The following is an 18,600-nucleotide window of genomic DNA, read 5'->3' on the forward strand; positions in this document are numbered from 1 at the left end:
GGACAGAAGGGTGGTTCCGGGTGGATTCCAGCACAACGGGCCCGTTGTCCGGGCTGCTGGTCGCGGACTTCTCCCGGGTGCTCGCCGGCCCGTACGCCACGATGCTGCTCGCCGACCTGGGCGCCGACGTCGTCAAGGTCGAAGGCCCGCAGGGCGACGAAACCCGCACCTGGATGCCGCCGGTACGCGGGAACGTCTCCACCTACTACCTCGGCGTCAACCGCGGGAAGCGGTCGATCGCGCTCGACCTGCGCGAGGAAGCCGACGCCGCGGTCGCGCGCGAGCTGGCGGCCCGCGCGGACGTCGTGATCGAGAACTTCAAACCCGGCGGCCTGGCCAAGTACGGCCTGGACTTCGACGCCGTCAAGCAGGCCAACCCCGCGACCGTCTACGCCTCGATCAGCGGCTTCGGCTCCGGCGAGGGTCGGCACGTCCCCGGGTACGACCTCATGGTGCAGGCGATCTCGGGGCTGATGAGCCTGACCGGCGATCCGGACGGCCCGCCGTACCGGGCCGGGATCTCGGTGTTCGACGTGATGGCGGGCAACCACGCGGTGATCGGCATCCTCGCCGCGCTGCGCCACCGGGACACGACCGGCGAGGGCCAGCACGTCGAGGTCAACCTGCTGTCCTCGGCGCTGACCGGCCTGGTGAACCACAGCTCGGCCTACGCCGCCGGCGGGGTCGTGCCGTACCGGATGGGCAACGCCCACCCCAGCGTCTTCCCGTACGAGCCGCTGCCGGCCGCCGACACCGACCTGATCGTCGCCGCGGCCAACGACGGCCAGTTCCGGCGGCTGTGCGAGGTCCTGGAGCTGCCGGACGTGCCGGACGACCCGCGGTTCGCCCGCAACGCCGACCGCACGCGCAACCGCGAGGAGCTGCGGCCGATCCTGGTGGAGCGGCTCGGCCGGAAGACCGCGGTGGAGTGGTTCGACGCGCTCACGAAGGTCGGTGTCCCGTGTGGACCGATCAACACCATCGACGGCGGGTTCGCGATGGCCGAGCGCTTCGGGCTCGACCCCGTCGTCGAGGTCGGCGAGGGCGAGCGGGCGGTTCCCACGACCCGGCACCCGATCCGGTTCTCCGCGACGCCGGCGGCCTACCGGCTGCCGCCGCCGGAGCTCGACGAACACGGCGCCGAGCTGCGCGCCTGGCTGACGGAGACCACGGATGACTGACCCCGTTTACGAAACCGCGCTCGGATCGTCCACGAAGGACAAGATCACCCTGCTCGGCCAGGACCTCGCCGAGGATGTGATGGGCACCGTCGGGTTCGGCGAGCTGGCGTTCTGGCTCGCGACGCAGCGACGTCCGTCCCAAGGGGAGACCCGGGTCTTCGAAGCGGTGCTGGCGGCGCTGGCCGACCACGGCTTCACCCCGACCGCGATCGTCACGAGGCTGACCTACCTGTCCGCCCCCGACTCGGTCCAGGGCGCGCTTGCCGCCGGGCTGCTGGGCGGCGGGTCGCGGTTCCTCGGCGTCACCGAGGACTGCGGCCGCTTCCTCCACGACGTCCTCTCCGCCGCCGACGAGCAGCCGACCGACGAGCCGGGCTGGGACGCCCTCGCCCTCGAGACGGTGGAAGCCGTTCGCGCGCAAGGGAAGTACGTTCCCGGGCTCGGCCACCACGTGCACAAGGACGGCGACCCGCGCACCCGGCGGCTGTTCGAGATCGCCGCCGAGGAGGACCTGCGCGGCCCGCACCTGGAGCTGTTCGCGGCGATCGGCCGGGTGCACCCGCAGGTGCTGGGCAAGACGCTGCCGCTCAACGGCGCGGGGGTCTGCGGCGCCGCGCTCGCCGACCTCGGGCTGCCGCTGCCGCTGCTGCGCGGGTTCGCGCTGCTGGCCCGGACCGCCGGGCTGATCGGCCAGCTCGCCGAGGAGCTGCGTCACCCCGTGGCGAACGACATCTTCCTGTCGGTCGACCTGAACAACCGGCCGGTCGCACCGGACCCGGAACCCTGAGAGGAACGCCGATGCAGCTGGTCACCGAAGACAACATCACCGAGCTCGCCGCGCGGCGCTGGGCGAGCGCGCACGACCCGCGGACAGCGGAGCTCATGGCCGCCCTCGTGCGGCACCTGCACGCGTTCGCCCGCGAGGTCCGGCTGAGCGAGACCGAGTGGATGGCCGCGATGCGGTGGCTCACCGAGACCGGGCAGATCAGCGACGAGAAGCGCGAAGAGTTCATCCTGGCCTCCGACGTGCTAGGCCTGAGCATGCTGGTGGTGCAGATGAACCACGCCTTCGACGCCAAGGCGACCCCGGCGACCGTGCTCGGCCCGTTCCACATCGACGGCTCGCCGGAGAAGGAGTTCGGCGGGGACATGTCCGACGCGCTGCCCGGCACGCCGCTCTACATCACCGGCACCGTCCGCGGTCTCGACGGCTCCCCCGCCGCCGGCGCGGTCCTCGACGTCTGGCAGGCCGACGAGGAAGGCGCCTACGAGTCGCAGATCCCGGACATCGACGAGGCGCGGCTGCGCGCGAAGTACGTCACGCGCCCCGACGGGTCCTACTGCCTGCGCACCATCGCGCCGAAGGGCTACTCGATCCCGATGGACGGCCCGGTCGGCGAGCTCGTCGGCGGCACCGACATCAGCCACTTCCGGCCCGCCCACGTGCACTTCCTGATCAACGCCGCCGGGTACGAGCCGCTGATCACGCACCTGTTCCAGGAGGGCGCCGAGTACCTCGACAGCGACGTCGTGTTCGGCACCAAGCAGGAGCTGGTCGTCGCGTTCGAGCCCCGTGAGCCCGGGCCGACCCCGGACGGTGGCGAGTCGGCCGAGCCGTGGCTCGAGGCGCGGTACAACTTCGTCCTGCAGCCCGTGTGACCGCCGGTGCGCGCGGCGGAGCTCCCCACGGCGGGCGGCTGCCCGGTGGTGACCGAACGAGCTGAGCCCGGGCCGGCGCCGGACCGGCTCGCGGTGCGGGTGACGGCGGCGCCGATCACCCCGCTCGACCTGCTCTGCGCGTCCGGCACGTCCTACTTCGGCGTGCCGGCGACGCCGTACGTGCCGGGAGTCCAGGGCGTCGGCGTCCTGACGCAGCCGACGCAGGCGTACCCGGCCGGGACCCCGGTCTGGTTCGCCACCACCGCGGGCATGCGACCGGGTGACGGCTCCATGGCCGAACGCACCACCGTCGCCGCCGGCGACCTCGTCGTCCTGCCGGAGGAGGCCGACCACACGCTCGTCGCGGCGCTCGGCCTGTCCGCGGTGGCGGCGTGGATGTGCCTGACCCGCACGGGCGGGCTCACCCCGGGTGAGACGGTGCTGGTGCTCGGCGCCGGTGGTGTGGTCGGGCAGGCAGCCGTGCAGCTGGCGCGGCTCGCCGGGGCCGGGCGGGTCGTCGCGTGCGCCCGCTCGGCCGAAGCCCGGGAGCAGGCCACGCGCCTCGGCGCCGACGCGGCCGTCCCAGTCGGCGACGAGGAGGCACTGCGATCCGCGGGGCCGGTGGATCTTGTCGTCGACCCGGTGTGGGGCGCCCCGGCCGCGGCGGCCCTGCGGACGCTGCGCCCGGGCGGGCGGCTGGTCAACCTGGGCGGATCAGCCGGGGACCACTGCCCGGTGGACTCGGCGACGCTGCGCAGCCGGTCACTGCGGATCCTCGGGTACACCAACAACGAGCTGACCCTCACCGAGCGCGCCGAAGCGCTGCTCACCGTGGTCGGATACGCGGTCGCGGGCGACCTCACGGTCGGGTACGAGCGGGTGCCGCTCGCCGACGCCGCCGACGCGTGGAAGCGTCAGGCCGCCGGGGCCGCCCGCGGCCGGATCGTGCTGGCGCCCTAGCGGGCGTAGCCGTTTTCGATCAGCCGCTTGCCGATCAAGTCGTAGACGGCCGGGTCCTCCGGCGCGACCGTGGCCAGGCCGTCGACGTACCGGTTGAACAGACAGAAGGACGCCGCGATCAAGACCGTGTCGTGCAGCTCGAGGTCGGTCGCGCCCTCGGCGCGGGCAGCCGCGACCAGCTCATCGGTGACCGCGCGGCCCGTCTCCCGCACCGCGAGCGCGATCCACAGCAGCGCCTTGAGCTTCGCCGACACGGGGGCGTCGTCGATCCCACCGCACGCGGCGTCGACCACCGCCTGGCCGCCGTCGAGGGTCTGGGCCGCCACGGCGGAGTGGCTGCCGGTGCAGAACCGGCACTCGTTGCCGTTGGAGACGACGGCCGCGATCAGCTCACGCTCGCCGACGGTGAGGCTGCTGGGGCCGCGCAGCAGCACCTCGCCCAGCTGGCCGAGCGGCGCGGCGGTCTCCGGCCGGTAGGCGAAGAGCGCGCTGATCCCCGGCAGCTGCGGGTCGAGCGGGATGTGCGGCATGCGGTCCTCCTCCACGGACGGAAGATCTTCCCCTCCCAGTCTTTCGAATGGCGGCGGCCCGGCCAACCTCCGTCTTGCCCAACCGGGCCGCCACCGAACGCCGGTCAGCCGATGGTGAAGTCGTCGGCGTAGAGGGCACTTTGGCCGTACCAGCCGTGGACGTACACCGTCACCGCGCCCGAGGCGCCGGTGGTGAAGGGCACCGACAGCTGCGTCCAGCCGCTGCTCGAGGTCCACGTGCTGGCGTTCGCGCCGCCGCGGACGCCGACGTAGGCGTAGCTGCCCTGCACCCACGCCTTGAGCGTGTAGGCGTGGTTCGGGGCGAGCGTGACGTTCTGGGCCGCCTCGCCGGTGGCCGAGGACGTCGGGACCACCTGCAGGGCGTGGGTGCCCGAATGCGCCGGCGTCGCGACGATCGAGTCACCCGAGGCGCTCCACGGGCTGAGCGCGCCGGTTTCGAAGCCGCCGTTGACCACGCCGCCCGCGGGCGGCGTGCCCTTCACGGTGAGGGTGAAGGTGGCGCTGTGGCTGCCGGAGCTCGCGGCGCCGGTGACGGTCAGCGGGTAGACGCCGGGGGCGGCCGCCGTCGTGGTGCTCACCGACAGCGTCGCGCTGCCGCCGGCGGTGACCGAGCCCGGGCTGACCGAGGCCGTGACACCGGCCGGCGCGCCGGTCACCGACAGCGCCACCTGCTGGGCGGAGCCGGACGTCACGGCGGTGCTCACGGTCGCGGTGGCCGAGCCGCCGGGGTCGACCGCGGCCGAAGCCGGGGTCGCCGCGAGGGAGAAGTCGTTGCCGGGCACGGAGGTGCCGCCGGTGAAGGGCTCGAAGGCGTGGCTGAAGAACCAGGTGTCCTGGGCGATGCCGGAGCAGTTGTCGGCCGCGGCGCCGCCGGGGCAGCTGCCGTTGTCGCGCTGCAGCGCCCAGAACGAGATCTCGTTGATGCCCTTGGACACCGCCCAGTTGTAGACCGTGGCCGCGTCGGCGGTGGTGAAGGTTTCGGCCGGCCCGAAGTCGTCGACGCCGATCATCTCGGTGACCCCGACCATCGCCCACAGCTGGGCCTGGGTCTTGCCCGGGTACAGCGCGGCGAGCTGGGAGACCAGCCCGGTCGCGGCGGTCTGGGTGTCGGTGGCCATCTGGTGGGCGGCGTTGTCGTAGTAGTCGAAGGTCATGAGGTTGGCGACGTCGACGCGGGCGCCGTTGGTGACGGCGTTGCGCAGCACGGCCAGCCCGCTGTCGGCGAGGCCGCGGGTGGTGGTGGGCAGGGTGTAGGAGATCTGCAGCGAGCGCCCGGAGGCCGCGGCCCAGTCCTGGACCTTCTTGATGGCCTTGTTGCGGCGGTCGATCCCGGCGGTGTTGGTGAGCGAGTTGTCCTCGATGTCCATGTCGAGGCGCGGGACGTCGTAGGTGGTGATCACCGATTCATACGCGGCGGCGATGGAGTCGACGTTGGTGCAGCTGTCGGCGATCTCGGTGCCGGTGTTGTCGGCGGTGTAGCCGCCGAAGGAGGGGATGACGTCCCCGCCGCGGGAGCGGATCGTGCTGATGTCGGCGCCGAAGGTGCCGCTGGAGATCGGCATCCCGGTGTCACCGTTCCAGTAGACCGTGCACGAGCCCTTGGTGGCGGCCTGGATGAACGCCATCGTGAGGTGCTTGGCGCCGGACTGCTGCGCGAGCGCGGCCGGGCTCTCGCCGGTCCACGCTTCGAAGTAGGGCGCGAAGACGTGCGTGGGCAGCGGCGTGGCGGCCTGGGCGGTTCCCGCGGCGGCGACCAGCGAGCTCGCGGAAACCGCTGCGAGGGTTAGGAAAACGGACATTCGGGCGAAAGGTCTGCGTCGACGCATCTGCGCTCCAGAGCCGGCGGGGAGCCGTGCTGCGGCGTCGCACGGCGGGAACGTCTCCAGGATTGGATCAGACCAATCCGTGCGTCAAGGTCTAGACCACTAAACCGGCCGGATGGCGGTAGGTGTTGCTCGCTGTCCGTAATGTCGGAACCGGCCGCGGGCCGACCACAGCGGGTGATTAACGATCGGAACAAAAATGTGCCAAATCCTGCGGCCTGCCGGTAGCGTGCGCGTCCATGCGGGTGACATGGGGGAAGATTGGACGACGCAGAGTGACCAAGCCGTGGCGGGCGGCCCCGAAGGCGGCCCTCTCAAGCCCGCTGACGCTGATCGTGGCGGCCGTGACCTCGCTGCTGGCCTGTTTCCTCGGCGCGGCCGCGGTCCTGCAGGCGTCCGCGGCCGGCGGCGCGACCATCGCCTACCAGACCGGGATCACCTGCCCCGACAGCTACGGCCCGGTGTTCGGCAAGGGAAACATCCCCGTGAAGGACATCCCGGCGCTCACCCAGGCCGTCCAGCGCCACGCCCCCGCACACGGCTTCGGCGCGCCGGTCGTCGGCCAGTACACGACCGTGCTGTTCGGCACCCAGTTCGACGGCGGCCCGGGCTACAAGGTCCGGCTGGCCTCGCGCGACCAAGCCGGACTGGACAACCTGACCCTGCAGCAGGGAACACGCGCGCCCGGGTGGTGGCTGGGCAACGTCCTGGCCGACGGTGAGCACATCGGCGTCGGCGCCAAGCCCAGCATCCAAGGCGTGGCGCTGCCGCCGGTCACCGGCATCTACCGCGACCTGCTCGACCCGCCGCCGCGCTGGTGGTGCTCGCAGCAGTCCGGCGCGGTCGTGGACCGGCTGGCCAACGACCCGATCGACTCGATCGTCTTCGCCACCGACCGCAAGACCTTCGACGACGCGGTCAAGGCCATCGGCCTGCCCACCATGCAGTACTTCCACATCTCGTTCTACGAACCCCCGCCGACCACCCTCAGCGGCGCCGAAGACCTCCTGCAGCGCTCCCACGACCTGGTCGCCGACGTCCGCGCGGACCTCACCGCCCAGGGGCTCGGGAACCTGGTCGCCGCCGACGTCCCGACGTTCGAACGCTCGGTGCAGATCGCGCGCCAGGCCGAGGACAACGTGTTCGTCTCGATCCTGCCGCTGGCCCTGATCAGCGTCCTGGTCGGCTGCGCGGGCCTGGGCACCGTCGCCCTGCAGTGGTACCAGCGGCGGCACGCGCAGCTGCGGCTGCTCTCGGCCCGCGGCAGCGGCCCGGCGGCGCTGGGCGGTCTCGCCGTCGCCGAACTGGGCCTGCCGATCATCCTCGGCGGGGCGGCCGGCGCGGTCGCCGCGCGGCTGCTGCTCGGCGTGTACGGGCCGGCCGGCTCCCCCGACCCCGCGGCGGAGCTGCGCGCCGGCGCCGTCGCGGCCGGGACGCTGCTGGTGTCGCTGGCGCTGCTGGCCCTCGTGGTCGCCGTCCGCGTGCACCGGGAGTTCGAGCTGGGCCGGGTGCGCGGCAAGGGCAACCGGGCGCGGCTGCTGGGGTACTTCCCGTGGGAGCTCGCGACCGCGGGGATGGCCTGGCTCGGCTGGAACCGCCTGACCCACTACGGGACGGCCTCACGCCTCGGAAATCCATTACCCCAGGTCGACCCGCTGGCCCTGACCTACCCGGTGTTCGTCGTGCTGACCGTGGGGCTGCTGACCGCGCGGCTGGCCTGGCTGGCCCTGCACGCCTCCCACCGCGCCCGGCTCTGGTCACGCCCGGCGCTGCAGCTGGCGATCCGGCGCCTCGCCGGCGCCCGCGCCCCGGTCACCGGGGTGCTCGTGATCGGCACCCTGGCCATCGGCACGCTCGCCACCGGCCTCGGCATCGCCAACGGCCAGGAGGACGCCCTCGACACCAAGTCGGCGATCTTCGTGGGCAGCAACGCCCGGCTCGACACCGACAGTCCGATCGGGATGGGCGAGGTCGCGATGCCGGCGTCGCTGGCCGGGACCAGCACCGTGGTCGGTGAGCTGACCGGCACCGGCAGCGTGGTGCTGGTCGTCGACCCCGCGACGTTCACCCGGGGCGCCGCCGTGGACCACGTGCCCACCGGCGACCTCGGCGGGCTGCTGGCGAAGATCTCGCAGCCGGACCCGCGCGGCACCCCGGTGCTGCGGATCGGGCACACGGCCAAGCAGACCGCGCAGCTGCCGGACGGGCTGCCCGACGCCGTCACCGTCGCCGACCTGCCGGTGTTCCCCATGATCGGCACCTCCGCCGGGTACGTCGTGTCCCGCACGGTGCTGAGCCACGCGCAGCTGGACAGCGTTCCGAAGTGGAGCGTCCTGACGAGCGCGCCGATGGCGGAGGCGACGACCGCGTTGCGCTCCGCGGGGGTGTTCATCCCGAACCGGGTCAGCCGGGAGTCCGCTTTGGACGGTCTGCCGTTCTTCGTGGTGTCGTGGACGTTCTCGTTCGTGGCGCTGCTGGGCGCGGTGCTCGGTGTCGTGGCGATCCTGGCGCTGCTCGTCGCGGTCGAAGTCCGGCGACGGCAGAACGCGCTGGCCGGCGCTTTGGTGCTGCGCATGGGAATGCGGCCGCGGACGCTGCTGGCGAGCCACCTGATGGAGCTGGGCGCGCTGAGCGGGCTCGCGATCGTCGTCGGGGTGGTGTGCGGGATCTCCGTGGCCGGGCTGTCGGTCCCGCGGTTCGACCCCGCGACGTTCCTCGCGCCGCGCTCGGAACTGCCCGACCCGACGTCGTTCGTGCTGACCGTGCTGGTCATCGGGCTGCTCGTGGTGGGCCTGGCCGGCTGGATCGCGGTGCGCTCGGTGCGCACCGCCCGGACCGCGGAGCTGATCCGTGCCTGAGAAACCGATCTTCTCCCTGCGTGGGCTCGGCGTCGACTACGCGACCCCGGCCGGGGTCGTCACCGGCGTCGACGACGTCAGCATCGACGTCCCCGCGCGCGGGATGACCGTGCTGGCGGGGCCGTCCGGGTCCGGGAAGTCGACGCTGCTGCGGGTGCTGGGCCTGTTCGAGGCGCCCGCGCGCGGCACGCTGACGTTCCAGGGCGCCGACGTGCGCAAGCTCCGGCACCGGGAGCGGCGGGCGCTGCGCCGCCACCACCTGGGGCTGGTGTTCCAGAACCCGTCGGACAACCTGCTGGGCTACCTGAGCGTCGCGGACAACCTGCGCGCGGCCGCCGAAGCCGCGGGCACCGACTGCGCTCCCGACGACATCCTCGGCCAGCTCGGCCTGCACGGCACCGGCGGCTGGAAGATCTCCGCGCTTTCGGGCGGGCAGCAGCAGCGGCTGGCCTTCGGGTGTGTGCTCGCCGCGCGCTCGACGGTGATCCTGGCCGACGAGCCGACGTCCCAGCTGGACGAGGCGTCGGCGGACCTGGTGCTGGACACCCTGCAGTACCTGGTGGACCAGGACTTCGCGGTGCTGGTCGCCTCGCACGACGAACGCCTCATCGACCTCGGCGCGCGGGTGGCCCGGCTGCACAAGGGCTCGCTCGAAGGTGTCGAAGAACAGGAGCCGCGACGATGACCGCCGAAGCCGCGCCGTCCATGCTGGAAGCCGTCGGGCTGCGCCGCAGCTTCGCCCACCCCAGCGGCGACATCGAGGTGCTGCGCGGGCTGGAGCTGCGGGTGGCCGCCGGTGAGCTGGTCACGGTGTCGGGCCGGTCCGGGTCGGGCAAGAGCGCGCTGCTCGCGCTGCTGTGCGGGTTCGACTCCCCCGACTCCGGGTGCGTGCTGCTGGACGGCGTCCCGATCAGCGGCGCACCGCCGTGGCACACGTGCGCGGTGCTGCCCCAGGCCCTCGGGCTGGCCAACGAGCTGACGATCGCGGAGAACGTCGCCCTGCCGCTGCGGCTGCGCTCGGACGTGCCACGGCCGTCGAACGCCGACATCGGGGCGCGTGTCACCGAGCTGCTGGACGAGCTGGGCATCGGCGACCTCGGCGACCGCTACCCGCTGGAGGTGTCGTTCGGGCAGCAGCAGCGGGTCGCGCTGGCCCGTGCGGTGGCCGGGCGGCCGCGGGTGCTGCTGACCGACGAGCCGACCGCGCACCTGGACGCCGGCTCCACGCCCCGGGTCCTGCGGCTGCTGCGCCGGTGCGCGGCCGAGGGGGCGGCGGTCATCGTCGCGACCCACGACGACGAGGTGCACCGCATCGCCGACCGCCGCGTCCGCCTGCTCGACGGCGTGCTCACCGCGCTGCTCGACTAACCGATCAGGAATCGAGAAGCACTGGTCAGCGGGGCCGCAATACCGTCGTCGGCGTACCACAACCGACGAACTTCAGGAGCACCGATGAACACCCAGGGGATCAAGACCGTCCTGCACCCGGTCACCGACGTGGCCGCCGCCAAAGCCGTCTACACGGCGCTGCTGGGCCTCGAGCCGCAGGCCGACGCGCCCTACTACGTCGGCTACGACGTCGCCGGCCAGCACATCGGGCTCGTGCCCAACGGCGCGCAGCAGGGCATGACCGGGCCGGTGACCTACTGGCACGTCGCCGACCTCGAGGCGAAGCTGGCCGAGGTGACCGCCGCGGGCGGGAAGGTCAAGGACGAGCCGAAGGACGTCGGGAACGGCCGCCTCGTGGCGACCTTCACCGACGCCGACGGCAACGTCCTCGGGCTGCTGGAAGACCCCGCGTAAGACGTCAGCGGCGGCCCTCGACCGTCAGGTCGCCCCGGGTCGCCGCGCGAAGGTGGTCGCCGGCCAGCACGTCGTGCGGGTAGCCGAGGTCGATCGCGCTGACCTCGGCCAGCCGCGCCAGCCGGCCGGCGGTCAGGTCCACCTCCAGCGCGCCCAGGTTGCCCGCCAGCTGCTCGGGCGTGCGCGCGCCCACGATGGGCGCCGTCACCCCCGGGGTGTGCAGGAGCCACGCCAGCGCGACCTGGGCGGGGGTGTGGCCCACCTCCGCGGCGACCTCCGCCACGACGTCGGCGATGGTGAGGGCCCGCTCGGTGACCATGCCCAGGTTCGTGTTGAAGCTCTTGCGCGAACCGGGTTCCGCGCTCGCCGCGGTCAGGTCGGCGCGGCGGTACTTGCCCGAGAGGACTCCGCCGCCGAGCGGCGAGAACGGCGTCACGCCCAGCCCCATCGCGCGGGCCATCGGGACGAGGTCGCGTTCGGCGGCCCGGTTGACGAGGCTGTACTCGATCTGCAGCGCCACCAGCGGCGACCAGCCGCGTAGGTCCGCGATCGCCTGCATGCGCGAGACCTCCCACGCCGGCACGTTCGACATCCCGACGTACAGGACCTTGCCCTGGCGGACCAGGTCGTCCAGCCCGCGCAGGACCTCCTCGACCGGGGTCGTGAAGTCCCACACGTGCAGGAAGAGCAGGTCGAGGTAGTCGGTGCCCAGCCGGCGCAGGCTCGCCTCCACCGACGCGAACAGGTTCTTGCGGTGCGGGCCCCCGGAGTTCGGGTCGCCCGGCGTGCGCAGCGTCGAGTACTTCGACGCCAGCACCAGGCTTTCGCGGCGGCCGCGGACGAACTCGCCCAGCAGGCGCTCGGCGCTGCCGTCGGTGTAGGTGCCGGCGGTGTCGACGAAGTTGCCCCCGCGCTCGACGTAGGTGTCGAACAGCTTGCGGGCCTCCTCCGGCCCGGCGCCCCAGCCCCATTCGGTGCCGAAGGTCGCCGTGCCCAGCGCCAGCGGTGAGACCCGCACCCCGGAGCGGCCCAGCAGCCGGTAGGTGTCGAGGGTGAGTGGCATGGGTAACTCCCGTGTTCTCGTGATCCGGTGCGGCGACCAGCCTGCGACGGCCACGAGCGCGGGGTAAGGGAAGGAGCTTCCTGGGAACACGAGTCCCACCCGAGCGGTTGCACCGGGCATGATCACGCGCACTCAGGAGCTGGCCGCGTTCCTGCGGACGCGACGCGAACGGCTGGACCCGGGCGAGCTCGGCCTGCCCTCACGCAAGCAAGCACGGCGCACCCCCGGCCTGCGCCGCGAAGAGGTCGCCGAGCTGGCCGGGATCAGCGTCGACTACGTCGTGCGGCTGGAGCAGGCCCGCGAGCTGCGGCCCTCGGCGGAGGTGGTCGACGCGCTGGCCGGAGCCCTGCGGCTGGCCTCGGACGAACGCGCCTACCTCTTCGACCTGACCGGGCAGCGCGCCCGCGACGACGGCAAGCCGGCCACCACCGCGGCGGCGCCGCTGGCCCGGCTGGTGGCCGACCTCGCGCCGCTGCCGGCCATGGTGCTCAACCACCGCTTCGACATCCTCGCCTGGAACCCGGCGATGGCGCGGCTGCTGCTGGACTTCGACACCCTGCCTCCGCCGCAGCGCAACGCCATGTGGCTGTGCCTGAGGCACCCGAAGGCGCGGGACTTCTACGCCGACCGCGACCGCGTCGTCCGCGAAGGGATCGCCCACCTGCGCACGGCCTGGGCCGCGCACCCGGAAGACCGGGTGCTGGGCGAGCTGGTCACCGGGTTCCTCCGCGACGACGAGGACTTCGCCCGGCTGTGGGCCGAGCGCGACGTCAAGGTCAACGGCCGTGGCCGCAAGGTGCTGCGCCACCCCGACGCCGGCTCGATCACGGTGGACTTCGAAACGCTCACGCCGCTGCAGGACCCCGACCAGCTGCTGGTGATCCACCGCGCCGCGGACGAGGAGAGCCAGGCCGCGCTGGACCGGCTCAGTGCTCCAGCGCCGTCGCGCGGCTGACGTCCTCCCACGCTGCCAGGTCCGCGGCGAGCGCTTCGTGCTGCGCCCGGATCGCGTCCACGGCATCCGCGCCCAGCGCGAGATGCAGCGGAGCGTCTTCGGCGCCCACCGCGCGGACGATCGCCGCGGCCGCCTTCGCCGGGTCGCCGGGCTGGCTGCCGTCCATGGCCTCGACGGCGTCCCGCGTGCCCGACGTCGACACGCGGTAGGCGTCGATCGTGCGGGAGCGGTGCATGCGCCCGCCGCCGAACTCCGTGCGGAACGCGCCGGGCTCAACGATCAGCACCCGCACCCCGAACGGCGCGACCTCCGCCGCCAGCGCCTCGGACAGCCCTTCCAGCGCGAACTTCGCCGCGCTGTAGGCGCCGAAGCCGGGCATCGACAGCTGCCCGCCCATCGAGCTGATCTGCACGACCGTGCCGCCGCCCTGCGCCCGCAGGTGCGGCACCACGGCCTTGGTCACCGCGACCGCGCCGAAGAACATCACCTCCATCAGGCCCCGCAGCTCCGCCATCGTCAGCTCCTCGACCGCGCCGACCGAGCCGTTGCCGGCGTTGTTGACCACGACGTCGATGCGGCCGAACGCCTCGAGCGCGGTCTTCACCGCCGCGTCGACCTGCCCGGCGTCGGTCACGTCCAGCGCCGCGGTCCGGACCCGGTCACCGCCGCGCTCCTGCAGGTCCGCCAGCGTTTCCGGCCGCCGCGCGGTGGCCAGCACCCGGTCGCCCGCCGCCAGCGCGGCCAAGGCGATCTCCCGCCCGAAGCCGGCGGAGCAGCCGGTGACCAGCCAGACGCGGCCGTCGGTGTTCCTCATGTTCGTTTCCTCCCCGTGGTTTCTCCCTCCCATCCTGGAGACGATCACCGCCGTGCCGCCAACACCGATGTCCTGCCGGGGCTACAGTCTGAGCCTGTGACCCCTGAGCTGCGGCAGCTTCGCTATTTTGTCGCCGTCGCCGACGAAAGCAGCTTCACGCGCGCAGCCGCCGGCCTCCACCTCGCCCAGCAGTCGCTCTCGCAGCAGATCACCGTGCTGGAACGCACCCTCGGCGCGCGGCTGTTCGACCGCGACCCCCGCGGCACCCGCCTCACCGCCGTCGGGCGGCTGTTCCTCCCGGAAGCCCGCGCGGTCCTCGCCCGCGCCGAGGAAGCCGTCGCGACTCTCGGCCGGGCGGTGCGCGGCGAACTCGGCAGCGTCCGGCTCGCCTTCCTCACCACCACCGCGAACTACCTGCTGCCCCCGGTCGTCCGCGCGGTCCGCGAACGGTTCCCCGACCTCGTGGTGACCACTGCCGAAGCGGCCATCGCCGAACTGGTCGACGGCCTGCGCGAAGACCGGTTCGACCTGGCCTTCACCCGGCCCCCGCTGGTCGAGGGTCTGGCGTCACGAACATTGCTGACCGAGGAGGTGTGCGCGGTCCTCCCGGCCGAGCATTCGCTGGCCACCCGCGACTCCCTGCAGCTGGCTGACCTGGCCGGCGAGCCGTGGGTGCTGACCCCGCGGAGCAGCTGGGAACCCTGGCACCGCAGCTACGACGACGACTTCGCCGCCGCCGGTTTCACCCCGCGGGTCGTCCAGCGCGCCGCCACCGTCCAGGGCCTGCTGGGTCTCGTCGCGGCCGGGGTCGGGGTCACCCGGCTGACCCGGTCGTCCCACAGCCTCCGCCGCAGCGGGGTGGCGTTCGTGCCGCTGGCCGGCGACGTCGCCCGGACCGAGCTGGTGTGGTTGCCGGGCAACGACAACCCGGCCCTCCCCGCGATCACCGACGTCGCGGTCGAGCTCGCCGCCACCACGGACCTGACCCAGGCGGGCTAGAACGTCTTGGCCGCGTCCCGGGCCGCCTCGTGCGCGACCCGGCCCAGCTCGTCCGCGTCCCCGGTGAGGGTGGGGTGGAAGCGGACCTCGGTGACGTCGTCGATGCCCGCCCAGTTCAGCCAGCCGGTGAAGAACGGCGCCTGGAAGTCCGTGCCGAACTCCTTGCCCAGCCCCGGTCCCCACACCGCGCTCGTGTAGACGACCGCCGCGCGCTTGCCGCGCCCGGCGAGCAGCCCTTGGTAGCCGGTCACCGCGTCGACCCCGAACACCAGCCCCGGCTGGGACACGACGTCGATGAACTGCTTGAGCACGTACGGCACCCCGGAGTTCCACATCGGGACGCTGAACAGGACCCGGTCGGCGGCGTCGAACCGCGCGAACGCCGCCTTCGCCGCGGCCCAAGCTTCGGCCTGCTCACCCTGCGGGGTGCCACCACCGAAGACGGTCATCTTGGCGCGCGCGGCGGCCGGGCCGAACGCGGGCAGCGAGCCGTCCCAGAGGTCCCATTCGTCGATCTCGGCGTCCGGGTGGATCGTGCGGTAGGTGTCCAGGAAGGTAGCTGCCAGGCGCAGCGACTGGGAGTCTTCGCCGCGTGGGGACGCGGAAACGTGCAGCAGATCAGGCATGGTGATGCTCCTCGGGGGTGTCGGCTTCCGCCGGACAAAGAATCGGACTAAAGTCCGCTTATGTCCCCGAACCGTAGCGGACCCGAGTCCGCTTCGTCAACGCCGGTCGAACTGCCCGTCCTCGGCGCCCCCGTCCGCGAACGCGCCGACGCCGCCCGCAACCGCATCCGCGTCCTCACCGCCGCCGAAACCCTCTTCGCCGAACACGGCGTCGACGCCGTCACCATGGACGACGTCGCCAATGCCGCCGGCGTCGGCAAAGGCACCCTCTACCGCCGCTTCCGCGACAAAGCCGGCCTCGCCATGGCCCTGCTCGACGAACGAGAACGCGAACTCCAGCACCACCTCCTCACCGGCCCCCCACCCCTCGGCCCCGGCGCCGACCCCGCCGACCGCCTCGGCGCGTTCATCCACGCCTACCTCGACCTCCTCACCCGCCAGCTCGACCTCGTCCTCCTCTCCGAGACCGCCGCCACCGGCGCCCGCTTCCGCACCGGCGCCCACACCCTCTGGCGACGCCACTGCCACCACCTGCTCGAAACCGGCGGCGCACCCGACGCCGAAACCGCCGCCGACGTCCTGCTCGCCGCCCTCTCCGCCGAACAGGTCCGCCACTGGCTCCACGACCGCGAACGCACCACGCAGACCCTGGCCGAGTCCCTCGTCCGCCTCGTTCGACCCTGGATGCCGGCCGCGGCCGGAAAGTGACCTTCCCCCGATACGGTCCACGCCGAACCGACACCGAGGGAGACCCATGCGGAAAGCCGGCCCCGCCTTCGCACTCACGGCACTGCTCCTGACCGCGTGCGACCCCGGACCCGGCACCGCCGCGCCGCCCCCCACCCCGACCCTCGCCGCACCCGCCACCGACACCACCCAGCTCGTGGCGGCAGTCCGCGCCGGCATCGGCAAAACCCCCACCGCCACCTTCACGATGAACGCCGAATTCGGACCTGCCGGCAAAACCGCCACCGGCGCCCTCAAGTTCGACGGCGCCACCAGCACCCTCACGATCACCGTCGACGGCAGCGAAACCCGCGTCCTCGGCAACCGGACCTTCACCCACGCACCAACCCCCGGCATCCCCGGCAAACCCTGGATCGGCACCGACCCCGGCAACCCCGACCCCATCGCCCAAGCCGCCGCCGCGGGCGTGCCCGTCGTCGTCAAGCTCCCCGACCTCGGCCGCGCCCTGACCGAGATCGAACGCGCCGGCCGCATCGTCTCCGCCGGGCAAACCGCCCTGCGCGACCAGCCCACCACCCACTACCGCCTCGAAATCGACGCCGCCAAAGCCCCCGACCTATTCCCCGAGCTCGCCAAACCCCCGCTCGACGGCAAACCGGCCGAGCCCGTCACCGCCAAGCTGCCCGCCGAACTCTGGCTCGACACCGCACAACGCCCCGTCCAGCTCACCATCGACCTGTCCCCCGGCTTCCCAGCCGGAAACGGCGTCAAGGGCACCACCGACTACCGCGACTGGGGCGACCCGGTCGACATCCCAGTCCCGCCCGCCGACCAGGTCGTCGACCTTTCCGAGCTGATGAAGAAGATGGGCACCTGACCCGCGACGTCACGGTCCGTGTCCGGCGTCGGACCCGATCACCCGATCCGTAGAATCAACGGCGATGCGACGTCTTCGGTGGTACTGGGGGGCACTGGTCCTCGCCTGCGTGGCCCTGCTGGTGGGCTTCTTCGCCTTCTTCGGCTCCGAAAGCAAACCCGGGCAACCCCAGCCCCGGCAAGGCCCACCCGGCACCGGACCGCTCACCGTCGTCGCCATGGGCGACAGCACCGTCTCCGGCGAAGGCGCCGGCCAGTACACCGCCACCACCAACGGCCAGGGCGGCAACTGGTGCCACCGCTCCCCCAACGCCTTCGTCGACAAGATCGCCCTCCCCGGCATCACCGCCCACGTCAACCTCGGCTGCTCCGGCGCCCCCGCCGAACAGGTCGCCCTCGGCGACGTCAAACAGTGGACGGAAGGCTCCCAAGCCCAGCAGCTCGCGGCCCTCGTCAAGGACCACCGCGTCGCCGCCGTCGTGATCGCCGTCGGCGCCAACGACGAACCGAAGTTCTCCAACCAGGTCACCGACTGCTTCAAAGCCTGGTTCAACCCCGGCGGACCCCCGTGCAGCACCGCGCTCAAGCAGACCTGGCAGTCCAAAGTGGACGCCATGGTGCCGAAGGTCGCCACCGCCGTCTCCGACGTCAAGAAAGTACTGGCCCAAGCGGGATACGTGCCCGCCGACTACCAGCTCGTCGTCCAGTCCTACGCCGCCCCCATCGGCCCCGACCTGCCCGAAGACCTGCGCAGCCTCAACGGCTGCCCCTTCCGCGTCGAAGACCTCCGATGGATCTCCCAGACCGGGATCGGCATCCTGTCCTCCGGCCTCAAAACCGCCGCCCGGCAAACCGGCGCACGGTTCCTCGACCTCGCCAAGGCCGGCGTCAAACACGAAGCGTGCAGCGGCGGCGCGAACCCCGCGACCGAATGGTTCACCCGCCTCACCCTGCAGCTGGCCGACCTCGGCCAAGCCGACCGCGCCGGACACGCGCTGCAGGAGTCGTTCCACCCCAACGCGGCCGGGCACACGGCGATCGCCAACTGCCTGACGGAGTTCCTCGCGGCCCGCGAAGGCAACGCCTCCTGCCTGGCCGGCGCGGACGGGAAGCTCCACTCGGCCCCGGAGGTCGTCGCCCGCTGAGCAAGTTTCCCCGCTCCGTTGCGGGTTTTTGCTTACTGGACCACGGTTTCTATACCGTCGCCATGCGGTATAGGTCGTTATACACTCAAAGGTCGAGTGCGGCGCGCAGGGCGATGTCGATGCGCTCCTGGACGTCCTGGTCGATTTCGGCGATGCGTTCGTCGAACCAGGGCCGGTAGAGCCGGGTGAGGTTGAGCGTCGACACCCAGTAGCGGGCGTCGACCGCCACCCCGAGGATGTCCTGCGGGTCGCGTTCGAGCAGTTCGGTGCCGAGCAGCCAGGGGCGCTCGGACTCGTTCACCCCGTCCGAGGACAGCAGCACGACGGTGCGGTGCCGGGCCGGTTCGGTCGGGGGGTGGTACGTCCAGACTTCACCCCTGCGCACGCAGATCCTTCTCCGCCGCCGTGCGCTCGGCCTCGTCGAACTCCGCGACGGCCGGCTCCGGCTTCTGCGGGGTGTAGCCCGTGCGAACCGCCTCGCGCCTGGCCGCCTTCGACAGCCAGGACGAGACCGAGATCCCGTGTGCCTTCGCGGCGCGTTCGGCGAATTCCAAGGCGCCGCTGTCCAGCGAAAGTGTCACCTTACGTGTTGCCATACCT

The 18,600-nt window shown here is 72.4% G+C and carries 20 protein-coding genes; 13 read left to right on the forward strand and 7 right to left on the reverse strand.

The features are described 5' to 3' along the window. The first annotated feature begins 20 nt into the window (after positions 1–20). From ACZ61C_RS10280 to ACZ61C_RS10295, 4 genes are read left to right on the forward strand one after another with little or no spacing between them, the layout of a single operon-like run. Positions 21–1,181 (forward strand): CaiB/BaiF CoA transferase family protein, encoded by a 1,161-nt coding sequence (locus ACZ61C_RS10280; protein ID WP_465305037.1) that lies wholly within the window; start codon positions 21–23, stop codon positions 1,179–1,181. Continuing rightward, a complete protein-coding gene (locus ACZ61C_RS10285; RefSeq protein ID WP_465305039.1) occupies positions 1,174–1,968 on the forward strand; it encodes a citryl-CoA lyase in 795 nt (264 codons plus the stop codon). The genes ACZ61C_RS10280 and ACZ61C_RS10285 overlap by 8 nt, the downstream gene beginning before the upstream one ends. Positions 1,969–1,979: 11 nt before the next feature. Next, positions 1,980–2,840 carry a dioxygenase family protein gene (locus tag ACZ61C_RS10290; RefSeq protein ID WP_465305041.1) on the forward strand — a complete coding sequence of 287 codons (861 nt, stop codon included), beginning with the start codon at positions 1,980–1,982 and terminating at the stop codon, positions 2,838–2,840. A 48-nt stretch (positions 2,841–2,888) separates the two neighbouring features. Further along, entirely contained in the window at positions 2,889–3,800 is a 912-nt protein-coding gene (locus tag ACZ61C_RS10295; RefSeq protein WP_465305043.1) for a quinone oxidoreductase family protein, read from the forward strand. Here the strand turns inward: ACZ61C_RS10295 and ACZ61C_RS10300 are convergent. Further along, positions 3,797–4,330, reverse strand: a complete 534-nt coding sequence (locus ACZ61C_RS10300; protein WP_465305045.1) for a carboxymuconolactone decarboxylase family protein — start codon at positions 4,328–4,330, stop codon at positions 3,797–3,799. The genes ACZ61C_RS10295 and ACZ61C_RS10300 overlap by 4 nt on opposite strands. Positions 4,331–4,434: 104 nt before the next feature. Continuing rightward, positions 4,435–6,150, reverse strand: coding sequence for a glycosyl hydrolase family 18 protein (locus ACZ61C_RS10305; protein ID WP_465305047.1), 1,716 nt, complete (start codon positions 6,148–6,150; stop codon positions 4,435–4,437). Between the two features lie 299 nt (positions 6,151–6,449). Between ACZ61C_RS10305 and ACZ61C_RS10310 the strand changes: the two genes are divergently transcribed. The 4 genes from ACZ61C_RS10310 to ACZ61C_RS10325 all read left to right on the forward strand — a co-directional run bounded on the left by ACZ61C_RS10310 (position 6,450) and on the right by ACZ61C_RS10325 (position 10,835). Beyond that, entirely contained in the window at positions 6,450–9,032 is a 2,583-nt protein-coding gene (locus tag ACZ61C_RS10310) for an FtsX-like permease family protein (RefSeq protein WP_465305049.1), read from the forward strand. Continuing rightward, positions 9,025–9,717, forward strand: coding sequence for an ABC transporter ATP-binding protein (locus ACZ61C_RS10315; RefSeq protein ID WP_465305051.1), 693 nt, complete (start codon positions 9,025–9,027; stop codon positions 9,715–9,717). Before ACZ61C_RS10310 ends, ACZ61C_RS10315 begins: the two co-directional genes overlap by 8 nt. Next, positions 9,714–10,400: an ABC transporter ATP-binding protein gene (locus ACZ61C_RS10320; RefSeq protein ID WP_465305053.1), complete on the forward strand. Its 687-nt coding sequence runs from the start codon at positions 9,714–9,716 to the stop codon at positions 10,398–10,400. Before ACZ61C_RS10315 ends, ACZ61C_RS10320 begins: the two co-directional genes overlap by 4 nt. Before the next feature lie 84 nt (positions 10,401–10,484). Beyond that, positions 10,485–10,835, forward strand: coding sequence for a VOC family protein (locus ACZ61C_RS10325; RefSeq protein ID WP_465305055.1), 351 nt, complete (start codon positions 10,485–10,487; stop codon positions 10,833–10,835). A 4-nt stretch (positions 10,836–10,839) separates the two neighbouring features. On the opposite strand, the gene ACZ61C_RS10330 is transcribed toward ACZ61C_RS10325, so the two are convergent. Then, positions 10,840–11,898: an aldo/keto reductase gene (locus ACZ61C_RS10330; RefSeq protein ID WP_465305057.1), complete on the reverse strand. Its 1,059-nt coding sequence runs from the start codon at positions 11,896–11,898 to the stop codon at positions 10,840–10,842. A 118-nt stretch (positions 11,899–12,016) separates the two neighbouring features. Between ACZ61C_RS10330 and ACZ61C_RS10335 the strand changes: the two genes are divergently transcribed. Continuing rightward, on the forward strand, positions 12,017–12,853 hold the full coding sequence (locus ACZ61C_RS10335; RefSeq protein WP_465305059.1) for a helix-turn-helix transcriptional regulator: 837 nt from the start codon (positions 12,017–12,019) through the stop codon (positions 12,851–12,853). Here ACZ61C_RS10335 and ACZ61C_RS10340 read toward each other — a convergent pair. Continuing rightward, positions 12,825–13,667, reverse strand: a complete 843-nt coding sequence (locus ACZ61C_RS10340) for an oxidoreductase (protein ID WP_465305061.1) — start codon at positions 13,665–13,667, stop codon at positions 12,825–12,827. The genes ACZ61C_RS10335 and ACZ61C_RS10340 overlap by 29 nt on opposite strands. A gap of 96 nt (positions 13,668–13,763) precedes the next feature. Here ACZ61C_RS10340 and ACZ61C_RS10345 point away from each other — a divergent pair, with 96 nt between their 5' ends. Beyond that, positions 13,764–14,666 (forward strand): LysR family transcriptional regulator, encoded by a 903-nt coding sequence (locus ACZ61C_RS10345; protein ID WP_465305063.1) that lies wholly within the window; start codon positions 13,764–13,766, stop codon positions 14,664–14,666. Here the strand turns inward: ACZ61C_RS10345 and ACZ61C_RS10350 are convergent. Then, positions 14,663–15,292, reverse strand: coding sequence for an FMN-dependent NADH-azoreductase (locus tag ACZ61C_RS10350; protein WP_465305065.1), 630 nt, complete (start codon positions 15,290–15,292; stop codon positions 14,663–14,665). The genes ACZ61C_RS10345 and ACZ61C_RS10350 overlap by 4 nt on opposite strands. 60 nt (positions 15,293–15,352) lie before the next feature. On the opposite strand from ACZ61C_RS10350, the gene ACZ61C_RS10355 reads away from it, so the two are divergent. From ACZ61C_RS10355 to ACZ61C_RS10365, 3 genes are all read left to right on the forward strand, one after another. Continuing rightward, complete coding sequence (locus ACZ61C_RS10355) at positions 15,353–16,000, forward strand: TetR/AcrR family transcriptional regulator (protein ID WP_465305067.1); 648 nt, start codon at positions 15,353–15,355, stop codon at positions 15,998–16,000. Between the two features lie 46 nt (positions 16,001–16,046). Then, positions 16,047–16,856, forward strand: a complete 810-nt coding sequence (locus ACZ61C_RS10360; RefSeq protein ID WP_465305069.1) for an SCO4651 family lipoprotein — start codon at positions 16,047–16,049, stop codon at positions 16,854–16,856. A 64-nt stretch (positions 16,857–16,920) separates the two neighbouring features. Further along, positions 16,921–18,000, forward strand: a complete 1,080-nt coding sequence (locus ACZ61C_RS10365; protein WP_465305071.1) for a GDSL-type esterase/lipase family protein — start codon at positions 16,921–16,923, stop codon at positions 17,998–18,000. Between the two features lie 85 nt (positions 18,001–18,085). Here ACZ61C_RS10365 and ACZ61C_RS10370 read toward each other — a convergent pair whose 3' ends face one another. Both ACZ61C_RS10370 and ACZ61C_RS10375 read right to left on the reverse strand, forming a co-directional pair. Further along, the gene (locus ACZ61C_RS10370) at positions 18,086–18,385 is read right to left on the reverse strand and encodes a hypothetical protein (RefSeq protein ID WP_465305072.1); all 300 of its coding nucleotides are present in this window, start codon (positions 18,383–18,385) and stop codon (positions 18,086–18,088) included. Next, positions 18,372–18,596: a hypothetical protein gene (locus ACZ61C_RS10375; RefSeq protein ID WP_465305073.1), complete on the reverse strand. Its 225-nt coding sequence runs from the start codon at positions 18,594–18,596 to the stop codon at positions 18,372–18,374. The genes ACZ61C_RS10370 and ACZ61C_RS10375 overlap by 14 nt, the downstream gene beginning before the upstream one ends. Positions 18,597–18,600 lie beyond the last annotated feature (4 nt).

The organism is Amycolatopsis sp. NPDC104587, assembly GCF_055583645.1.